We start from the raw sequence: 20,113 nt of genomic DNA, 5'->3' as shown, positions 1-20,113 counted from the left end.
CTTCTCTTAGTTATTTAATTGCACCTTTTGTTAATCCTTGTTGTAATTGCTTTTGCCCTAAAAATAGTAGAATCAATGTCGGAATTACGATAACCGTAACACCGGCCATTACGCTTCCCCAATCAGTTGCAACTTCTTGAGACTGAAGCTGCTTCACACCAATTTGGACTGTTCTTACCTTTTCATCAGTGGTCACTAAAAGTGGCCATAAGTACATATTCCATGTTGTTAAAAAACTATATACTCCAAGCGTAATAAAACTCGTTTTACAATACGGAATTACAACGCTAAATAAAAACTTTACATTTCCAATCCCTTCAATAAAAGCAGCTTCTTTCAGTTCATTCGGAAGCGTCATAAAGTGTTGACGTAGTAAGAAAATACCGAAAGCTGTTGCAAAAAACGGCACTGTCATTCCAGCGAAGCTATTGATCCAACCAAAGTTTTGAATCGTTAAAAAGTTAGGTACCATCGTCGCTTCCCACGGAATAAGCATCGTTGAAATAAACAGGAAGAAAATAAGATTTCTTCCTTTAAACTGAAGAAAGACGAAAGCATACGCTGCTAAGCTTGATACGATAAGTTGTCCAATCATAACAACTGTCGATACAACTAAACTGTTATATAAGTATGTAAAAAGCGGTACTTTTTGAAAAATATTAATAAAATTATCAAAAGTAAATTGAGTCGGAAATAACCTTCTCATTTGAATATCGTCTGGTGTCATAAAGCTTATTAAAAATGCATAGAGTACAGGAAAAAACACCATTACTGCACTAATAATGAGCAGCATGTATAATAGGAAATTTTGTTTCCACTGTTTAACAATCATTTATAATGCACCTTTCTCTCAGCAAACTTGAATTGAAGTAATGTAGCAATGAAAATGAAAATAAATAATACCATCGCTTGTGCACTTGCTGTTCCAAATTGATGATTCACAAATGCCTCTTTATAAATCGAATATACAATTAAATTCGTTGCATCATTTGGTCCACCATGCGTTAAAATATCAATTTGTCCGAAGCTTTGGAACGCACTAATTAACGTTACTGTCACGATAAAGAATAAAGTTGGTGATAGCATCGGTAATGTAACACGACGAAGCTTATATAAATAGCTAGCACCATCTATAGATGCACTTTCATATAAAGACGTATCAATGTTTTGTAAACCACCTAATATAACTAAAAATGCAAATCCTGTATTCACCCAAACCGTTGTAACTGATACAGAGAACAATGCCCAATCTGGACTCGTTAACCATGCGATTGCAGGTAGATTCATAGAGGCTAATATATTATTAAATAATCCGACACTTGGATGAAATAAAAATAGCCAAATCACCGCACTAGCAGCTACTGATATTCCCATAGTGGAAGAAAATAACACACGGAATACCCCAATACCTCTTACTTTTCCATTTGCAATCAATGCAAGAAATAAAGCGAGTATAATACTCGTAGGCACTGTATATACAACAAATAATAAAGTTGACTTTATGCTTTTGTAGAAAGCAGGATCAGAAAATAAGTATTGATAATTTTCTAAGCCAACGAAAAGATTAGCTTCTCCGTGTATATCTGTTAAATAAAAGCTATAGTAAATCGTCCTAAATAATGGATAAAAAAGAAAAATCGAGAACAATAAAATAGATGGCGCTAAAAATAATAATCCTATTCTTAACTCTTTCGTTCTACTCCATAAATTCTTCTTTTTTACCACCTTTGCTTGGGCTGGTAACTTGCCTACTTCAATCATTATTTCGCCACCACTTTCAACTCTTCTTCAGCTACCACTTTTAATCGTTCATTCGTATTTTGATGAAAGAAGCATAACTTATCTTGTGAGAATAATAATTTTACTTTGTCACCTTTGTTCAGGAGTAGCTGTCCAATGACTTTTGCACTCCAAGTTGTTCCATTTATTGCGAAGTTTAATATAGATTCGTTGCCTAATACTTCTACAGATTGTAGCGTAACTTCTTGTCCTTCCTCAGACAGGGCAATATGCTCAGGACGCATGCCTATGCGAATTATTCCTTCTGGTAATTGCTTTAACTGTCCAATAGATAACGGAATTTGCAATTGCCCTATATGTAATACACCTTTTTCTTTGTCTACTTCTCCATCATTTATATTCATCGAAGGAGACCCTATAAAACTTGCAACAAATTCATTTGCTGGTTCGTTATAGATGTCAAGCGGTGTTCCAACTTGCTGTATACTTCCTTTATTTAAAACCATGATACGGTCCCCCATAGTCATCGCCTCTATTTGATCATGAGTAACGTAAATCATTGTAATTCCTAAACGCTGCTGAATTTCTCTAATTTCAATTCTCATTTGCGCACGTAATTTCGCGTCTAAATTCGAAAGTGGTTCATCCATTAAACAAATCGGTGCTTGGCTCACGATTGCTCTAGCAAGCGCAACACGCTGTCTTTGTCCACCTGATAATTGACCTGGTTTCATTTTCACATACTCTTTCAGCCCTACCATTTCAATAGCTTCCATTAATCTCTTTTGCCGCTCTTCTTTTTGTACTTTCCTTACCTTAAGTCCAAATAAAATATTTTCTTCTACAGATAAGTGTGGGTATAGTGCATAATTTTGAAATACCATTGATAGATTACGATCTTTCGGCTCTAAATCATTAGCAACACGTTCATTAATAATTAAATCCCCCGAAGAAATTTCTTCTAGGCCAGCGATCATTCGTAATAATGTGCTTTTCCCACATCCTGAAGGCCCAACTAAAACAAAAAACTCGCCCTTCTTAATGTGAACCGATACACCCTTAACCGCTGTCTCTTCTGCATTTTTATATACCTTTGAAACATTTTTCAATTCAATCACAAGATTGCACTCCTTTTTTCTTCTTGTATCCATACTTCATAGTGACTCGTCGAAATCGCACTCGCTCCTGCACGAATGGCAACTTCTGCATCTTCTCGCGTTTGAATCAATCCGCCTGCAATGATAGGAAATTCTATTTCCTCTGCTAACTGCTTAATAATGGAAGGCATAATACCAGGCATAATCTCTACTGCATTCGGTTTAGTCGTTTTACAATTTTCAATTGATTTTGTAAGAGATAAAGTATCGACAATAAAAATACGTTGGATCGTTTTTAATCCAATTTTATTGGCATTTCGAATTGTCGATCCTTTTGTTGAAATAATGCCTTGTGCTCCGATAACGTCTTGAATATACAAAAGTGCTTCCTCTGTATTCGTATTTAAACCTTGTATAAAATCACAATGAAGAAAGACATCATGTCCATGTTTCTGTAATTCATATACACGCTCTGGTAATTCCAGCATTGAACCCGTCATAAGAAAAACTGTTTTCGGTAATTTTTTGTATGTGTTGTATCCTTTCCAATCCTTTATCATCGCAATATAAGGTTCTTTAAACATACATTCCACCTAACTTTTCTGTTTTTATCCAAACTAAAAACACCTACTTACATAGAACACCTTTCTCCTTATTTGAACTCTAGGGAATAGAGCACACCTAAGAAAGTGGCACGTTATATGTAAGCGGGTGTTCTCAAATGTTCTCTACCCTAGTTATTTTATTACCTTTACTATATTACGCATTTATTAAGTCAGTTTTGATAGATTGTTAATTAGCCGTTAACCGAATGTTAATATTCACCATATCCCCTTAACATTAATCTAGATATAAAAATAAACCCCCAACAGTAAACCACTATCTTTAAAATTTAAGTAATATGCAAATCCATTCCATAGTTAATCAGTTTTAGTTTTCTTGCAACTGCTTGTGAAGCAAAGTTATCCCAAGAAGTACTATAAAGTGGAATGCGGTTTTCTTCTTGTATTGATATCGCCCAGGCTGTAACAACATCAGTACCATATCCATTCCCTTGAAACTCCGCTAAAGTTTCCACACTCGCCTCAGCAGCTACAGGTGTACTCCTAGCACTGCAACATATAGAAACTACCTTTTCATTTTTTACAATTGCAAGGTAAGGTTGCCTCCACTCCATCTGTTCTATTAGATGAGGAAAATTTTCTCGTAAAAGCTCTTTATTCTTCTCTGTTATCTGTATTGTTCTAGTTGGCTTATGTAAATTATTAGAGAACATGAAAGCAGGGCCCATCCAAATATTTTTTACTGTTCTTTCTTCATTTAATACATGAATAATCTTTGCTACCTCTATGTGATTTGAAGGTTCTCGAATTAAGTTCTCAATCTTACTTACCATTTCATCATCCAGATCACAATGATATCTCGTTATACTCCCTTCACGAGTTCTGCCAAGAAAAAAACGTGGTGCTTTCGGATTTCCTTGTTCATTTACATATTTCATTTTCCCTACTTGATTATGAACAAATAAAACCTCTACTTGAATTGCTATTAAATCAAGTTCTGAGAGCCTCATTTATATCCTCCTTAGTTACTTCATATACCATTTACAATCTATTTTTCATGCTCAAAATAAAAATCCCATTTACATACACATTACTGAATCCATCATGCTAACTGATTTCTTCATTCTGTCTATCTAAATGGGATTATTTTTCGTTTTTTATTCTACTGGTTGTTGTGGCTGTACTACTTCATTCGCTCCAGCTGCCCTCAACATATTTGCAATATCTTTAAAACCTCTTTTTTCAGCATATTGCAGTGGCGTAATATTTTCCTTATTGGCCATATTTACATCTGCCCCGTGGTCAATAAGCATTTGAATTACTTTCTTATGGTTTTCACTACCATTTCCTAATACGATTGCTTCTACTAAAGCTGTTCCACCACGAGCATTTTTATAATTCACATCAATATCTGTATGCTCTAACAATTCTTTTACGACCTCTACATGGCCACGCTCAGATGCAGAAATAAGTGCTGTTCCACCTGACTTAGTCGTTTCTTTCGTATTAACTCCTGCATTAATTAATACTTTTACAATATCCGTATAGCCTTCTCTACTTGCATAAAGAAGTGGATTGCTTTGTTTCTCATCTTTAATTTCAATATTAGCCCCTGCACCAATTAATGCTTTCACTGTCTCTACATGATTTTGGTACGTTGCTGCAAGGACAGGTGTTTCTCCGTTGTCACCTTCTACATTTATATTCGCTCCATCTTGGATCAACTTCATAGCTGTTTCTGTGTCTCCAAGAGTTGCAGAAAGTAGCAACTGTTTGTCCATTAAATTTATACTTTTTTCTTCTTTAGATTCTTCCTGTTCTTTATGCTTCTCTTTTTTCTTTTCGTTTTTCACATGAACCGGTTTCGATTCTGGCTCTTCTTGCTTATCGCAAGCCACTACCGTCATTAAAAGTCCTAATAACATACATAATAAAATTTTTTGTTTTCTCACAACTACAGCTCCTATGAAAGATAATGTTTTCTTAACCATTCCTCCATCACATACAATAACTCTTCTTGAGTACATTTATCCATAAGCCCTTTATATTCCTTCTTTAATCGGATTATCTAAACTTATATTAGCGAAGCAATTAGTTTAGCACGATTTTACCGCATTTGTATACATTTCTAAAAAGTACATAAAGTGAAACTTTAATCAGTGGGGGTTTTCTTCATCCCCCACTGATTATTAGTTGAACCAATCGGGCTTTTATGGGCAGCCCGACCCCCACCTAACTTCTTTGCTTTCGTTGCATTTTGAGGTGGGGTCTTACTGCCCATTAAAGCGGGATAAATGATTGCTTTAGGTTACTATATTCCATTGTAACCGTTCTTCTAAAAATTTTACACCTTTTCTATATTTGCACCTGAATAATACTAGAAAAAGACAACTATATAGTTGTCTTTTTCTAGTATTAATGATGCGCACCGTGATTTCCCTTTTTCGGGTTCCCCATCATTTCTTTATTCATTTCCCATTTATGCTCTGCTAGCTCTTTATACGAAAGAATTTTCCCCTTATAGTTAGATACAAAGCTCTCTGCATCTTTTTTGTTTTTAAATGAAATGACATTATAAGCCATTGGTGTTGTAATTGTTTTATCATATACATAAGTAGCGTCTTCTAACGAAACCCAATCTTTCGAATCATAATCTCGAACAAATTTTTCTTTCGTCTTTTCACCTGGATTAATCTCCATCCATTTATACATACAACCGATATCATCAAACTTTAATGCTTTTCCATTTTCTAAAATGATTTCTGTTGCAAATTGATTATCCATTACCCCAATTTGGCAAATATCACACTTATCATGTTTCTCATCAATTGCCACAGCCTCTGCTTGTTTCTTACCACATCCTACAATTGTAAAGACAAAGAATAAGCATATAGCAAGCATCACATACTTTGTTCTCATTATATTTCCTCCCTAACCGTATCTTCTACAAGGAGCATATCAAAAACTTGTGTGCGATTTGTGAAAAAACGATGTGTCTTTTGTAATATATGGAACAAAAAAGATGTGTAGTCCTCTCTACACACCTCTCATCATTCACAACCTGTAATTAATAAATCATCTTCCAACCTAACTAATAATGTACCTGTATGAATTTGCTGTCCAACAACTACATTTACTAATCTTATATTTCCACTGATGCCGACTGCAACCTTTTCAAGTTCACCGTTATTTTTTCGGATCATCATTAATTTTTCCCACTCATATACGTAAGAAGATTCATTAACAAAAATCTCTTCTACTTTTCCTTCATAAGAACTACAAATCTCTTCCATTCTTGTTTTCATATAAAATCTACTCCCTATTTCACACTTCAATATTTTCATCTTATTCTACCATTCTTATGGAGAGCAGCTTATTTTTAAAAAATTCAAATTAACTACCGTGAACAAAATGACCAAAATAAAAATTATGCTTCTAATGATGTTATTTTTCAAATTATTTACCATTCAAATAGATACTTTTATGATAAACAAAAAAACCTTTTTTCTGAATTTTTATTTTATTTTGAAAGCGCAATCATTTTGAGGGGGAGATTACATGTTAGCACTACTTGGATTTGCGATGGTATTTGTCTTTATGTTTTTAATTATGACGAAACGTATGTCAGCACTAGTAGCATTAATATTAATTCCAATTACGTTCGCATTAATTGGAGGCTTTTATGCAAACATGGGACCTATGATGTTAGAAGGAATTCAAAAACTAGCACCTACTGGTATTATGCTTATGTTTGCCATTTTATATTTTGGAATTATGATTGATAGCGGTTTATTCGATCCTGTCATTAGTAGGATTTTGAAATTTGTGAAAGGAGATCCTTTAAAAATTGTTGTTGGCACAGCAATTCTTACAATTATCGTTTCATTAGATGGGGATGGAACGACAACGTATATGATTACTGTTTCCGCAATGTACCCACTATATAAACGCCTTGGAATGAATCCACTTATATTAGCTGGGGTTGTTATGTTAGGTGCAGGCGTGACAAATCTTACACCGTGGGGTGGACCGACAGCTCGTGTTATGAGTGCACTTGGACTAGACGCATCAGAGCTCTTTACACCACTTATACCAGGAATGATTGCTGGTGCACTTTGGGTAGTTTTCGTTGCTTACTATCTTGGAAAAAAAGAAAGAAAGCGTTTAGGCATTATGGATGTACAATATTTAAAACAAATGCAAACGATGGATGAGCAAGCTGCAACAGTAGAAGCTGCTGTTCATAAGCGCCCTAAACTTCTATGGATTAACTTTTTATTAACTGCTACCTTACTTGTCTGTCTCATACTAGAAGTTATGCCGTTACCTGTTTTATTTACAATCGCTTTCGCTATTGCTGTTATGATTAACTATCCGAACTTAGAGCAACAGAAAGAGCGTATTGCTTCTCACGCAGGAAACGTATTAGCGGTTGTTTCTCTCGTATTTGCCGCTGGGATTTTCACTGGGATTTTATCAGGAACAAAAATGGTAGATGCAATGGCTAAAAGTGTAGTAACTCTTATACCAGACGCTCTTGGACCACAACTACCAATTATTACAGCTCTTCTTAGTATGCCATTCACATTTTTCATGTCCAATGATGCATTTTATTTCGGTGTACTACCTATTTTAACGAAAGCTGCTGCCACTTACGGAATTAGTGCAGCTGAAATGGGACGCGCTTCCTTACTCGGGCAACCTGTTCACTTATTAAGCCCTCTTGTTGCATCCACTTATTTATTAGTCGGAATGGCTAAAGTTGATTTTGGTGAACATCAACGCTTCACTTTATTGTGGGCAGTTGGAACGACAATGGTCATGTTGATTACTGGAATTGTAATTGGGATTATTCCGATATAAAATAAAAAACAGTAGCGGACATATATCCTCTACTGTTTTTTATTATGAAGAAACAAGAAAATATCTTCTCTCTGGTCTCCCCACACTTCCATATATAAGCTCTGCATGAACTTTTTTCCCAGATATTAAATACTCTAAATAGCGCCTTGCTGTTGACCTACTTACTCCGACCATTGAGCTTAGCACTTCCGCAGTAATACCTTCTTCCTTTACTGTTAACATATGCTTTTTTATTTTTGCTAAAGTTAAGGGGTCTATACCTTTCGGCGCATATTCTATTTCATTTCCCTTTACACCCCTTTGAGACCATAAATGTTCAATTTGTTCTATAGATAACTGATTATTTTTCTTTAACTGTACAAGCTTTTTTTATAATTTTCCAAACTTGTCTTAAATCGATCAAACATAAGTGGTTTTACGATATAATCTGTTACTCCGCCTCGCAGGGCGTGCCTCACTACATCTGTTTCCGATGCAGCTGTAATCATAATAATATCTGTATCATGTAAATTATGCCTAATATATGTGACAAGTTCGGTTCCTTGCATATCAGGTAAGTACACGTCTAATAAAACAAGCTGTGGCTTCACAAGATCTAACCATTCTTTCGCTTGTTCCCCAGTCGTCGCTGTTCCAATTACTTTAAATCCCTCAATCTTTCCAGTAAAACGCCGATGAATATCTGCAATTCGAATATCATCTTCTACAATCAATACTTCAATCTCCTCACCCATTACAACTCGCCTCTCTCTTTCGGTAATGCAATAATAAACAATGCACCACCTAAATCCCCTTTTTCGATTGCGATACTTCCATTTAAATCTTCTACTAACTCTTTCACTTTTGCTAATCCATACCCTCGCTTCTCGCCTTCTTTCGTCGAGAAGCCTTTATAGAATATGCTAGTAATGACCTCATCATGAATCCCTTGTCCTGAGTCTTCCACTTCAATTACTATTTCTTCTCCGATATCAGTTACAAACATTCTTACTTTCTTATTATGTTCTTCATTTCTTTCAATCGCTTCAAATGCATTCGTAATTAAATTTCCTAAAATAGAAACGACATAATTACTCTCAATATGCGGGCTTAATTTGTCTAAGCTACTCTCTCTGTCTAGCATAAAATCAATCTTCAACTCTCTTGCTCTATTATAGAATCCAATTAAAATCCCACCTAACCATGGATTTTGAATTCGCTTCATAATAAATTGAACAAAATCTTGATAGACCGCCGTTTCCTTATGAATAAGCTCTAAAGCATCTTCATATGATTCTAACTGGATAAGTCCTGAGAGCGTATACAATAAGTTATTATATTCATGCGTTTGCGCTCGTAATGCCTCTGTATATTGCTTCGTCTGAGATAATTCTGCTGTTAACTGATCCATTTCAGATTTCAAACGTAAGCTCGATACAACACCAGTTACTTTATTCTTTACTTTAATAGGTAGACGATTCGCAATAACAGCCTGCCCTTTTATATTTAATTGACGATCAAACTGTTCTTCCCCAGTTTGAAGTACATCTAGTATCGTTGAATTAGGAATTACATCTAAAATAAATTCTCCAATAATATTTCGTTGTTCATCTAATGAAAGAATGTCATAAGCTGCTTGATTGACTAATCTAATCATCCCATTTTGATCAATAACAATAATCCCTTCACGTACAGATTGAATCACTGTACTATGCTCTTCATATAAAGATGAAATTTCTTCTGGCTCCATACCAAACATCATTCTTTTTATACTGCCTGCTAAATATATAGAACCAATTATCCCAATTAAAAGACCTGCTATTGTAATCCAAAATACACGCTTTCCATACACTTCTACTGCACCATGAATATCGTCCATTGAAAATCCAACAGACACCACGCCAATAATTTCATTTTCCTGATTACGGATTGGAACTTTTCCGCGTAATGAAGGGCCTAATGATCCAGTTGCTCTCGAAACATAAGATTTCCCTTCTAATAGAACCCCTTCGTTATCTCCACCAACCATTGCTTCTCCTATTTTATCTCGCTTAGGGTGTGCATATCGAATCCCCTCTTTATTTCCAACTACAATAAAATCAGCATCTGTATCAATTCGAATTTTTTCTGCAATCGGCTGAATGACAGAAGCTGGATTTTCTTTTTGAAAAGCTTCCTTTATTTCTGGTATAGCAGCAACTGTTTTCGCAACATGCAAAGCCCGTTTCCCAATTTGCTCTTCTACCGTTTTAGATAATATGTAATAAAATAAATAACTCGTTAACAGAAGTACAACTAAAATTAGTGTACTAATAGTTAATGTAATTCTCGGTTGTAGTTTTAATTTTTTTAATTTCAAAACCATTCCCCTAACATGATTAAAGATAGAATTTAAAGAATATACAGTCTCTTTAATTATACTTAATCATAACATGGTTACTCTATATTTCTTTCTTTTTCTCTTCATAAAAAAAGAAACGAAGTAAAATTATTACCTCGTTTCTTAACATTCGTTATTACACTTTAAACTTACCAATCATCTCTTGTAACTCTTCTGCCATTTGTGATAAATGGACTGCTGCTGCATTTATTTCATCTACCGAAGCTAATTGTTCTTCAGATGAACCAGCAATATTTTGAACGCTTGCTGCATTTTCTTCAATCGTAGCTGCAATTTCATTAATAGATGCACTTACTTGTCTTGCATCTACCGTCATTTGCTTCGCTACATCTACCATGTTATCAATTTGTACAACTGTATCATCCGTAGATTTCAATATTTCAGCAAAGCTTTGCTTCGTTTCATTTGCAACTACAAGTCCTGATTGTACTTCTGTCCCAACTTGCTTCATAGAACTTACCGTTTCTTTTATATCAAATTGGATCTCTTTCACTAGTTTTCCAATTTCCGTAGAAGACTGTCCTGATTGCTCAGCTAATTTTCGTACTTCATCTGCTACAATTGCAAATCCTCTTCCTTGCTCACCAGCTCTCGCAGCCTCAATTGCCGCATTTAACGCTAACAAATTTGTCTGCTCTGCAATATGTTGAATCACCTCAAGAATTGCTCCAATTTGTTTTGATTTATCATCTAACAAAACAATAACTTTATCTGATTGTGAAACAGACTCATGGATTAATTGCATTTGATTCACAGTTTTTTCAACTAACTTTCCACCATCTTCAGCCTTTTTCTTCGTATACATAGATGCTGTAGATACTAATGAAGAACTATCTGCAACACGCTGAATTCCTTCTGTAACTTCCTCTAATAATGTTGCGCCTTCTTCAACTTCTTTCGTTTGTATTTCAGCCCCGCTCGACACTTGCTCTATTGCTTGTGTAATTTGTTCCGTTGCTTCACTTGTCTGCTTCATACTAGCTGTTAATTCTTCTGAAGATGCCGCTACATGACTTGCTGAAGTGTTTATATTGGAAATGACATTCTGTAATGATGCTGCCATCTCATTAAAGCTTTCTCCTAGCTGTCCAATTTCATCTTTAGTATGAACTGTAATGGATTCTGTTAAATCGCCTTCACTAATCTTTTTCGATGATATAACAAGTTGTTTTAACGGACTAATAATAGAGGCAATTATGAAGTAAATTAAAATCCCACCAATTATTAATGAAATACCAATAACAGTTAGCGTTTTATAGAAAATAGGATTAGCTGCTTCAATAATTTCTTTTGAAGGCATAATTCCTGCTATTTTCCATCCAGTCTGCTTATTTGTTATAAAGGTAATATTGCGATCATCACCATCAAGTTTGAATTTAAAATCACCTGTTTCCTGTTTGTACAATTCCTTCTCAAGTTTTTCTTCTATTTTGTCACCTGGCTTCATCGTCGGATGCGCTATTACATGTTTAGATTGGTCGAAGATTGCTACATATCCTTTTTTGCCGATATTGACCATTTTTGAAGTATTTACAATGTCATTAATAATTAAATCAATACCGAGAACACCGCTCTTATCCTCATTTTGTTTTGCTATTGTAATAACAATATTCCCTGTTGTACTTGACTTATATGGGGCTGTGATAACCACTTCTCCGCTTTTTTTCGCTGCTTCTTTATACCAATCTCTTTCGGTAGGATTGTATCCATCTGGCATTTGAATAGACGGTGATTGAATAAATTGTCCCGTACTAGATCCCGTATAAATTGCTTCTATTTCTGGATGTAATTTATTATATTCTTCTAATTTATTTTGCACATTTTGGAGCTGATCAGTCCCGTAACTTACTCCGTTAAATAACTTTGTAAAATATACTGCGTCTACCTTTTTACTGTCTATCTCTTTATTAATAACATTATTTAAAATCTTTACGTTATCTTCCGCTGATTGTAAAATTGTTTCATTAAAGTTTGTCTTCGCTTGCTGATAAGACGTCCAACCAATTACAATACTTGGAAGAACTAAAATGATAACAAATGATACAAGTAACTTTGCTTTTAAACTACTTCTCCTTAATTTCCTTTGAAACATATTTCTACCCCTCCATACCGTTTTAAATGTAATTACCTTACATTTAATTTCTTTATATAAATTATACGATTAAAACGTATCAACTCTTTATCTCTTTTTCTATTAAAGAATTAATACATATCTTTTTCATTCTATATAAATTAAATAATTAAAACAATATATAAAAATGTACATTATTCGAAATATTATCATTCACAGAAGAACCTCTAGTATCTCACTTACTAGAGGTTCCACCCACTATACTATTCTTTATCTTTTTCTACTTCTTTTTTCTCATCTTCTACTACAGATACAATAGGTTTATCGTTTGATAATTGTTGAACCGCTCCTTTTCCAGCAAATCCTTCTAATAACTCTTTTAAATCAATGCCAGAAGAAGCTTTTAATGTTTCTTGCATCGTTGCCATTAAATCAGTCGCATAACCTGCAACTTTTCCGGCGCCGCTATTTTTACCACCGCCGCCTGTATCGACAACTGTAATTTTATCAATGTTGCTAAGTGGACTAGCAACTTCCTTCGCATAACTTGGAAGCATTTTAAGTACCATATCCATAATTGCCGCTTGGCCATATAACTCAAATGCCTCTGCAATTTTTTGCTTCGCTTCGGCTTCTGCTAAACCTTTTAATCTGATAACATCGGCTTCTGCTGTACCTTGTGCTTTTTGTACTTCCGCTTTCGCTTGACCTTGTGCTTTTTCAATTTCTGCCTTCGCTAAACCTTCCACACGTACTTCTTCCGCACGTGCTCTCGCTTCAGCTTCAATCTTATATTGATCCGCATCTGCCTTTTTAATTTGTTTTACTTTTTCTGCTTCCGCTGATTGCTCAACAGCATAGCGATCTGCATCTGCTTTTTTCTTTACTTCTGCATCGTATTGCTTTTCACGACGCGCAATCTCTTTTTCTTCTAATTCAATTTGTTTCTCACGCTCAATGATTTTAACGCGCATTTGCTCTTCTGTAACACCTTGTTGCGCTTTCGCTTGTTGTAATTCGTAAGAAAGATCGGCGTCTGCACGAGCTTGTTCTTGCTCTCTCTTATAAGATTGTACTTTTAATTCTTTATGTTTTTCAGCTTCAGCGATTTGTGCATCACGTTGGTATTCAGCTTCTTTCGCTTCCTTCTCAGCACGAGCTTTTTCAATACGAGCTTCTTTTTCACGCTCTGCGTTTGCAATTGTTGCATCACGCTTAACCGTCGCAATTTGCGGCTGACCAAGTGCATCTAAGTAACCGTTCTTATCCATGATTTCTTTAATGGTAAAGGAAACGATGCGAAGACCCATTTTCTTTAAATCTGTAGACGCTACTTCATGCACCTTTTGAGCAAATTGCTCTCTATTACTATACGCATCTTCTACTGTCATAGAGGATAAAATCGCACGTAAATGACCTTCTAAAACCTCTTTTGCTTCTACTTTTAACTCTTCTGTTTCTTTTCCTAAATATTGCTCAGCTGCTGTCGATACTTCTTCAATTGTAGAACCTACTTTAATAATAGAAACACCATTTACTGTAACTGGAACACCTTGCTTCGTATACGTATCGCGTGTACCCACTTCTAACTTGTAATTTAGTAAGCTTAAAGGTTCTGCTCTTTGCATAATTGGAACTACGAATGTACCGCCACCGCGAATAATCTTAATCTTCTTTCCATCATCAGTGGTAACTACATTTTTCCCACCACCAAGCCAATTCCCTGTAACAATTAACGCTTCATCTGGTCCAACTGTTCGATACTTCGTAATGAATACTAAAATGAGTAAAATTAAAATTGCGAGTAAAACTCCACCAATAATTAATGGAATCGTCATGGAAATTCCCCCTTATAATTTTGGTTTTTTTAAAGAATAAGCGATGTTTTGTACAAGCAAAACACCATCTTGGACTCCCTCAATAATAACTTCAGTTCCTTGTGAAATATCTTTTTTCCCAATTGTTTTAGCTGGAATTGCATTACTTCCAAATTGGGAGGAGATTAATACTTCACCAAATCCTTCTGTAGGAATTGTCGTAATGACTTCTCCCTTGCAACCAATGAATTCATCCATACGTTGCACAGTATTTTGTTCTGCTTCTGCAATCGGTTTTAAAATTAATATTTTCATTATGAATACACCAATAAAAGATATAGCAAATGCAGCCACAAAAATAAGAAGACTATTAAAGGAAAATAAATATTCTCCTATATAACTAAGTCCACATAGCATGGCGAAAAAACTAAGTAATAAAGTAACAACGGATACCGATCCGCCTCCAAAACTAAATATGGATTCAAATATATCCCCAAAAAAGATATAAATCACAGTGAGTATAGTAGCAATAATAAATCCGTATAAATAAATTGTCTCAAGTGGATAACCAAACAAAACCATTTCTTATCCCCCTCTCTTAAACAATCCCTTTTTTGTTATGTGTATGCCCCACCTCTTTCAAAGATTATTGTTCTTAATTTTCAGTTATTTACCCTTTAAAGAAAAGCCTGTAAGACAGGCCCCCTAAAAAAGAACAGGAGAAGCCTATTGTGACAGGCTCCTCCTAGTAAATAACCGATATATTATATATCTATATAATATACTATTTTCCACAAAAAGTAAAGTTAAACATACATTGGAAAAGCACTTATTTTACTGATAATTCGTAAGTTCCATCGCCATTATCATATTTATATACATACAAGTAGTACTTACCTGGTTTTGCATTAAAATTTGCCTCTATATGATTTCCATTTGCTTGACCGTAAGCAGCATAATTTTACATATCTGATTCATGGTGAAGTACCCATGTCATCCCGATTCCATACTCATTTAAAACGGAAATATCAATATTTTTCGCTGATGCTACATTAAATGTATAAACATCAGTGTGATCTCCGCCGATAAGGCTACCTTTTATAGTAGGGTTTAGTCCAATACGATTTGCTTCCTCTGGGCGATTATTTGGTTCTGATTCTGTTAAGCTTCCATCTTTAACCGTAACCGTTGTTTCGCTTTTGCTCTCTTTTCCTTTATCATCTTTTACTATTAACGCTACTTTATATGAACCTTCTCTTTCATATACATGTACCGGATTTACTTCTGCACTTGTGCTTCCGTCTCCAAAGTCCCATAAATAAGAAACAATTTTTCCATCTTCATCTTTTGAACCGTCACTTTTAAATTGAATACCTTCTTTTACAAGTCCATTATAAGGGCCATTTATATGAACCGTTGGAGCTTTATTTTCTCCGTCATCTTTTGCGATACCGTGGAAGACTACATCATATTCAAATTCATTTGAGCTATTTACACGGTAATTGACGAAATATGCTGTAACAGTTTTGTAGCCACTCCATTCTTTTTGCCCAAGTTGTTCCAAAGCTTCATTTACTTTCTTACTCATTGCGTTCCAATCTTCTGACTCACCTTTTGTTACACTACCTGTATACGTACCTTCTAATGTAAATGTATTAAAGAATTGGGAGCTATGTTTTGTCATTTTTGCATCTTTCATCGGCAACGTTTCACTAATTTCTTTCTCTACTGCTGTTAATGATTTTGGGGCATGTTCAGCTAAATAATCATCTGCTACTTCCGGTACATTATATTTATCTTGATTATCGATTAGCTGCTGCATATACTCTTGATACTCTTCATTTAGTCTAAGGTCTTTACTTAAATTCTCACGATAGGCATCATAATTTTTCACGTCATTTGCACGAATTAAATCTTGAATTTTATCAAACGTTTCAAATTGATGTGTATATAAGTAAGATTGCAATGCGAACGAGTAATTATAGAAATCCCAAGAACCATATTTAGCAAATAGTGTGCGCTCTGCAGTATAACGGCTTGCAGGATCAGATGATAATCCACTAATGATGCTCTTTCTCGGTACTACATTATTTGTACGAGTAGCCCCTGCGAAAAACTCTGCGTTTCCTTCTTGGAACCAAGTTAACCTTTCATTTTGATACATATCTCCTCTTCCGAATAAACCTGGAACTTCATATCTCCCTTGAAGATAATGAGTAAACTCATGGCGGAATAACTCTTCTAAACTATAAATACTTTGTTCGGGCGTGCGTTCATATGTAAAGAATGTTCCTGTTTCTTCAATATAAATTCCACCGTTGTTCGTTTCATATCCATACAGTTGTCTATTTAACTGGTACTCTTCTGGGCTGTTATAAATTACTATCGTTAATATATCGTCTGCATTTCCCGGCTCTAACGCTTTATCATTCCCAATTACACGATGATACTGCGCCTTTACTTCCTTTGCAGCCCAGTACAGTCTCTTAATTTTTTCTTCCGATACTTTATCTCCTGTTTTAAATACGATAGATCCATCATCAAATGTATACGTTTTTGGTAAGTACTGCTCTTTTCCTTCTTTACGTATTTTCTCTAAATCTACTGTATTCCCGCTATAATCTTTTCCGTTATAATTTGTTGTAATTTGTTCTACTGCGACAAAATACGGTTCACTTAAACGTGGATACATATGCATTGCCTGTGTCACAACTTCTAATCCTTTATTTGGATTACTGTGAAACTTCCCTAAACGACTAGCAAAGTAAATGCCATTATTAACGAGCCACTTATTTTCTTGTGTTACTTCATTTAGAAGAGCGATACGATTTATTTCATTAATAAACCCATCTACTTTCCCGTACCACATCGTTTCATTTGCTTCTTTACGAGCTTCAATTAAGTAAGACTGTATATCATAGTCAATCCCTTGCATTATATCGTATACAGCTTGTCCTTTCATACGATCGTCTATATACGTATGAAGATTATCATTATATTGTTTTAAAATATTAGCTGCGTATTGAACCGTTTCAACATCACTTGAAGCGTTACTAATCAATTTTCCGTATGCAGATACGACTGTATCTTGTTCATCTGTACCAAGCTTAAAGTTTGGATTTTTTGCGATTGCTTTTAAAGCAGGTAAACATTTGTCCTGGAAGCTTCTTTCATTTAATTCACTTAATTCGTTATTATAAAATGCCAAATAAAAAGCTGAACGTAACACTTCCGTAAATGTTTGAATTCCTTTTGAATCATCTTTCGTAAATGTACTACCCCGATGAGCTAATTCATCTATAACGACTTGCATTTTCCCTTTATCTTTATAAAAAGCTTTTGCATCTTCATTAAACTGGAATAAGTCTGTAATTTGATGCCACTTAATACTGCCTAACGTTTCAACTAATTCTTGATTATTCATTTTGTTTAAATCAGCCATTGAATAGCTTTCTTTAACTTGCTTTACTGCCGCTTTGTTCGGAATAAATGCTGGTCGCTGTGAAAAGTCTCCTACTTTTAACCGTTCTTCAAACGATAATGTTTCCTCCGCTTTAGAAACGTGTCCAATCTCATCTACTGGTTTTTCAATTCCAACTGGTTTCGAATGCAATACATTATATGGCACCTTTTCTTCTGCTGATGCATGAGTTTGAATTGCCCCCAGCGATAGAGCCATTGTACTAATACTAAGCATTACTTTATTAATTTTTGATTTCTTGTTCATATCCTTGCCCCCTATTCAAATATTCCATTCACGAATTTAACATAAAATCTAGATACAACAATATAAAATGCAATATTTCATATTATTTCTTCTTACATTTTGTACATATCGTGAACAAATTCCCTTTTTTCTCCCGAAAGTAATCCGAATCCTTTCACGTAATAAAAAGAGAATTTTTTGACAATTATTTCTTTAATTGTTATGATTAATATAATTGTTAACTTTATTAAACAAGGGTGGGATTCTATGATAAAAAAAGAAAACAGTGTATTTTATATCTCCATCTTGCTAACAACATTATTCATCATATGGGGAATTACCCCGGCAAGTTGGATACAAGGCTATGATTTACAAAGCGTTACATCTTCCTTAAATTCATTTATCCTTAATAAATTTGGATGGTTTTACTCTCTACTTATGACCACAATGATTATTTTAGCCGCTTATTTAGCATTTTCTAAGTACGGTTCTATTCGTCTTGGTAAAGATGGTGAAAAACCAAAGTATAGTTATCCATCTTGGCTATCCATGTTATTTGGGGCAGGAATGGGAATTGGACTCCTCTTTTATGGAATCGCTGAACCGATTTCACATTTTACAGATCCACTAACAGGAAAAGCAGGTACAGAGGAAAGCGCCAAGCTCGCTATGCAATATTCATTTTTCCACTGGGGTCTCTTTCCATGGTCACTATACGCAATGGTTGCTTTAACAATTGCATATTTCACATTCCGCAAACAAAAAGGTAGCACAATTGGGGCTACAGTTACTCCATTATTTAATCGATCGAAAAATTCTCCTATCGGAAAAACAGTTGATATTTTAGCTGTTTTAGCCACTGTATTCGGTATTGTGCCATCTGTTGGGATTGGTGCTCAACAAATCGCCGGAGGATTAAGCTATTTATTCCCTTCTATTCATAACACTTTACTTACACAGCTCATACTTATCGCCATCTTCGCTGTTTTATATTTAACAAGTGCACAAACAGGCTTAGATCGTGGGATTAAATATTTGAGTAACTTAAATTTCTCTCTTGCAGGTATATTACTCGTCTCCTTTTTACTTTTAGGACCAACTGTATTTATTATGAAATATTTCACATCTACACTCGGTTCTTATATTGGAGCTTTACCTAGTATGGGATTAAATTTAGGAGCATTTAATGAAAAATCTTCTTCTTGGATAGAAAACTGGACTATTTTCTATTGGGGATGGTGGATCTCTTGGTCTCCATTCGTCGGTACATTCATCGCCCGTATTTCTAAAGGACGCACAATAAAAGAATTTATTTTTGGAGTTGTATTAGTCCCAACTCTTATCTGCACATTTTGGTTTGCAGTATTTGGCGGTACCGCTATCCATATGGAAATGTTCCAATCGCTTGGCATAGCTGATGAAATCGCAAAAAATGGTACAGAGATTGGATTATTTGCTGTTATTTCACATCTACCGTTCTCTACATTTTTAACAATTATCGGGTTAATTTTAGTAGCCACATTTTTCGTTACTTCTGCTGACTCAGCAACATTTGTCGTTTCTATGCAAACGAGTAACGGAAGCTTATCACCAAAAAATAGTTTAAAACTTATATGGGGATTAACAATCGCGATCATCGCAGCTATTTTATTACAAGCTGGAGGATTAAATGCGCTGCAAATTGCAGCGATCATCGCAGCACTACCATTTTCTATCGTAGTCGTCCTTATGGTTACTTCACTCTTTAAAGAGCTACGAAAAGAAGACGTTAATTTGCAAACGAAAGAAGTTCCGAAAAAAATAAAAAAGGTTATGTAACGATTGGCACCTCTTCTTTTAGAAGAGGTGTTTTCTACATTCATTTCATTTATTTTTC

General features: G+C 34.9%; 14 protein-coding genes and 3 pseudogenes. 2 read left to right on the top strand and 15 right to left on the bottom strand.

What is annotated here, in order from left to right; all coding sequences use genetic code 11:
• Window positions 1-10: 10 nt before the first annotated feature.
• From MKY00_RS02995 to MKY00_RS02960, 8 genes are all read right to left on the bottom strand, one after another.
• Entirely contained in the window at window positions 11-832 is an 822-nt protein-coding gene (locus MKY00_RS02995; RefSeq protein WP_000635951.1) for a carbohydrate ABC transporter permease, read from the bottom strand.
• Entirely contained in the window at window positions 829-1,761 is a 933-nt protein-coding gene (locus MKY00_RS02990; protein WP_000573570.1) for a carbohydrate ABC transporter permease, read from the bottom strand. The genes MKY00_RS02995 and MKY00_RS02990 overlap by 4 nt, the downstream gene beginning before the upstream one ends.
• Entirely contained in the window at window positions 1,761-2,858 is a 1,098-nt protein-coding gene (locus MKY00_RS02985; RefSeq protein ID WP_016716416.1) for an ABC transporter ATP-binding protein, read from the bottom strand. Before MKY00_RS02985 ends, MKY00_RS02990 begins: the two co-directional genes overlap by 1 nt.
• Complete coding sequence (locus MKY00_RS02980; RefSeq protein ID WP_000472010.1) at window positions 2,855-3,421, bottom strand: glycerol-3-phosphate responsive antiterminator; 567 nt, start codon at window positions 3,419-3,421, stop codon at window positions 2,855-2,857. The genes MKY00_RS02985 and MKY00_RS02980 overlap by 4 nt, the downstream gene beginning before the upstream one ends.
• 308 nt (window positions 3,422-3,729) lie before the next feature.
• Window positions 3,730-4,410 (bottom strand): GNAT family N-acetyltransferase, encoded by a 681-nt coding sequence (locus MKY00_RS02975; RefSeq protein WP_016716415.1) that lies wholly within the window; start codon window positions 4,408-4,410, stop codon window positions 3,730-3,732.
• A gap of 147 nt (window positions 4,411-4,557) precedes the next feature.
• Window positions 4,558-5,427 carry an ankyrin repeat domain-containing protein gene (locus tag MKY00_RS02970; protein ID WP_000287347.1) on the bottom strand — a complete coding sequence of 290 codons (870 nt, stop codon included), beginning with the start codon at window positions 5,425-5,427 and terminating at the stop codon, window positions 4,558-4,560.
• Between the two features lie 388 nt (window positions 5,428-5,815).
• Window positions 5,816-6,319, bottom strand: a complete 504-nt coding sequence (locus MKY00_RS02965) for a nitrous oxide reductase accessory protein NosL (protein ID WP_001259402.1) — start codon at window positions 6,317-6,319, stop codon at window positions 5,816-5,818.
• Between the two features lie 131 nt (window positions 6,320-6,450).
• Complete coding sequence (locus MKY00_RS02960) at window positions 6,451-6,705, bottom strand: biotin/lipoyl-binding protein (RefSeq protein ID WP_000857646.1); 255 nt, start codon at window positions 6,703-6,705, stop codon at window positions 6,451-6,453.
• Between the two features lie 253 nt (window positions 6,706-6,958).
• Between MKY00_RS02960 and MKY00_RS02955 the strand changes: the two genes are divergently transcribed.
• Entirely contained in the window at window positions 6,959-8,263 is a 1,305-nt protein-coding gene (locus tag MKY00_RS02955) for a CitMHS family transporter (RefSeq protein ID WP_000880457.1), read from the top strand.
• 42 nt (window positions 8,264-8,305) lie between these two features.
• On the opposite strand, the pseudogene MKY00_RS02950 reads toward MKY00_RS02955, so the two are convergent.
• The 7 genes and pseudogenes from MKY00_RS02950 to colA all read right to left on the bottom strand — a co-directional run bounded on the left by MKY00_RS02950 (window position 8,306) and on the right by colA (window position 18,258).
• Window positions 8,306-8,997, bottom strand: a pseudogene (locus MKY00_RS02950) (response regulator).
• The gene (locus tag MKY00_RS02945; protein ID WP_073530756.1) at window positions 8,997-10,607 is read right to left on the bottom strand and encodes an ATP-binding protein; all 1,611 of its coding nucleotides are present in this window, start codon (window positions 10,605-10,607) and stop codon (window positions 8,997-8,999) included. Before MKY00_RS02945 ends, MKY00_RS02950 begins: the two are co-directional and overlap by 1 nt.
• A 151-nt stretch (window positions 10,608-10,758) precedes the next feature.
• A complete protein-coding gene (locus MKY00_RS30160) occupies window positions 10,759-11,619 on the bottom strand; it encodes a methyl-accepting chemotaxis protein (RefSeq protein ID WP_372460108.1) in 861 nt (286 codons plus the stop codon).
• 81 nt (window positions 11,620-11,700) lie between these two features.
• Window positions 11,701-12,735: pseudogene (locus MKY00_RS30155) on the bottom strand (HAMP domain-containing protein); the annotation flags it as partial.
• 242 nt (window positions 12,736-12,977) lie between these two features.
• Window positions 12,978-14,552 carry a flotillin family protein gene (locus tag MKY00_RS02935; protein ID WP_000155012.1) on the bottom strand — a complete coding sequence of 525 codons (1,575 nt, stop codon included), beginning with the start codon at window positions 14,550-14,552 and terminating at the stop codon, window positions 12,978-12,980.
• A 12-nt stretch (window positions 14,553-14,564) separates the two neighbouring features.
• Window positions 14,565-15,113 carry an NfeD family protein gene (locus MKY00_RS02930; protein ID WP_000242449.1) on the bottom strand — a complete coding sequence of 183 codons (549 nt, stop codon included), beginning with the start codon at window positions 15,111-15,113 and terminating at the stop codon, window positions 14,565-14,567.
• Between the two features lie 247 nt (window positions 15,114-15,360).
• Window positions 15,361-18,258: pseudogene (gene colA, locus MKY00_RS02925) on the bottom strand (collagenase ColA).
• Between the two features lie 246 nt (window positions 18,259-18,504).
• On the opposite strand from colA, the gene opuD reads away from it, so the two are divergent.
• Window positions 18,505-20,055 carry a glycine betaine transporter OpuD gene (opuD, locus tag MKY00_RS02920; protein ID WP_029141046.1) on the top strand — a complete coding sequence of 517 codons (1,551 nt, stop codon included), beginning with the start codon at window positions 18,505-18,507 and terminating at the stop codon, window positions 20,053-20,055.
• Window positions 20,056-20,113: the final 58 nt, after the last annotated feature.

It is taken from the genome of Bacillus sp. FSL R9-9834, assembly GCF_038006905.1.
GTDB classification, from domain to species: Bacteria; Bacillota; Bacilli; order Bacillales; family Bacillaceae_G; genus Bacillus_A; species Bacillus_A pacificus.
This window is presented reverse-complemented; position numbering and strand designations above follow the sequence as displayed.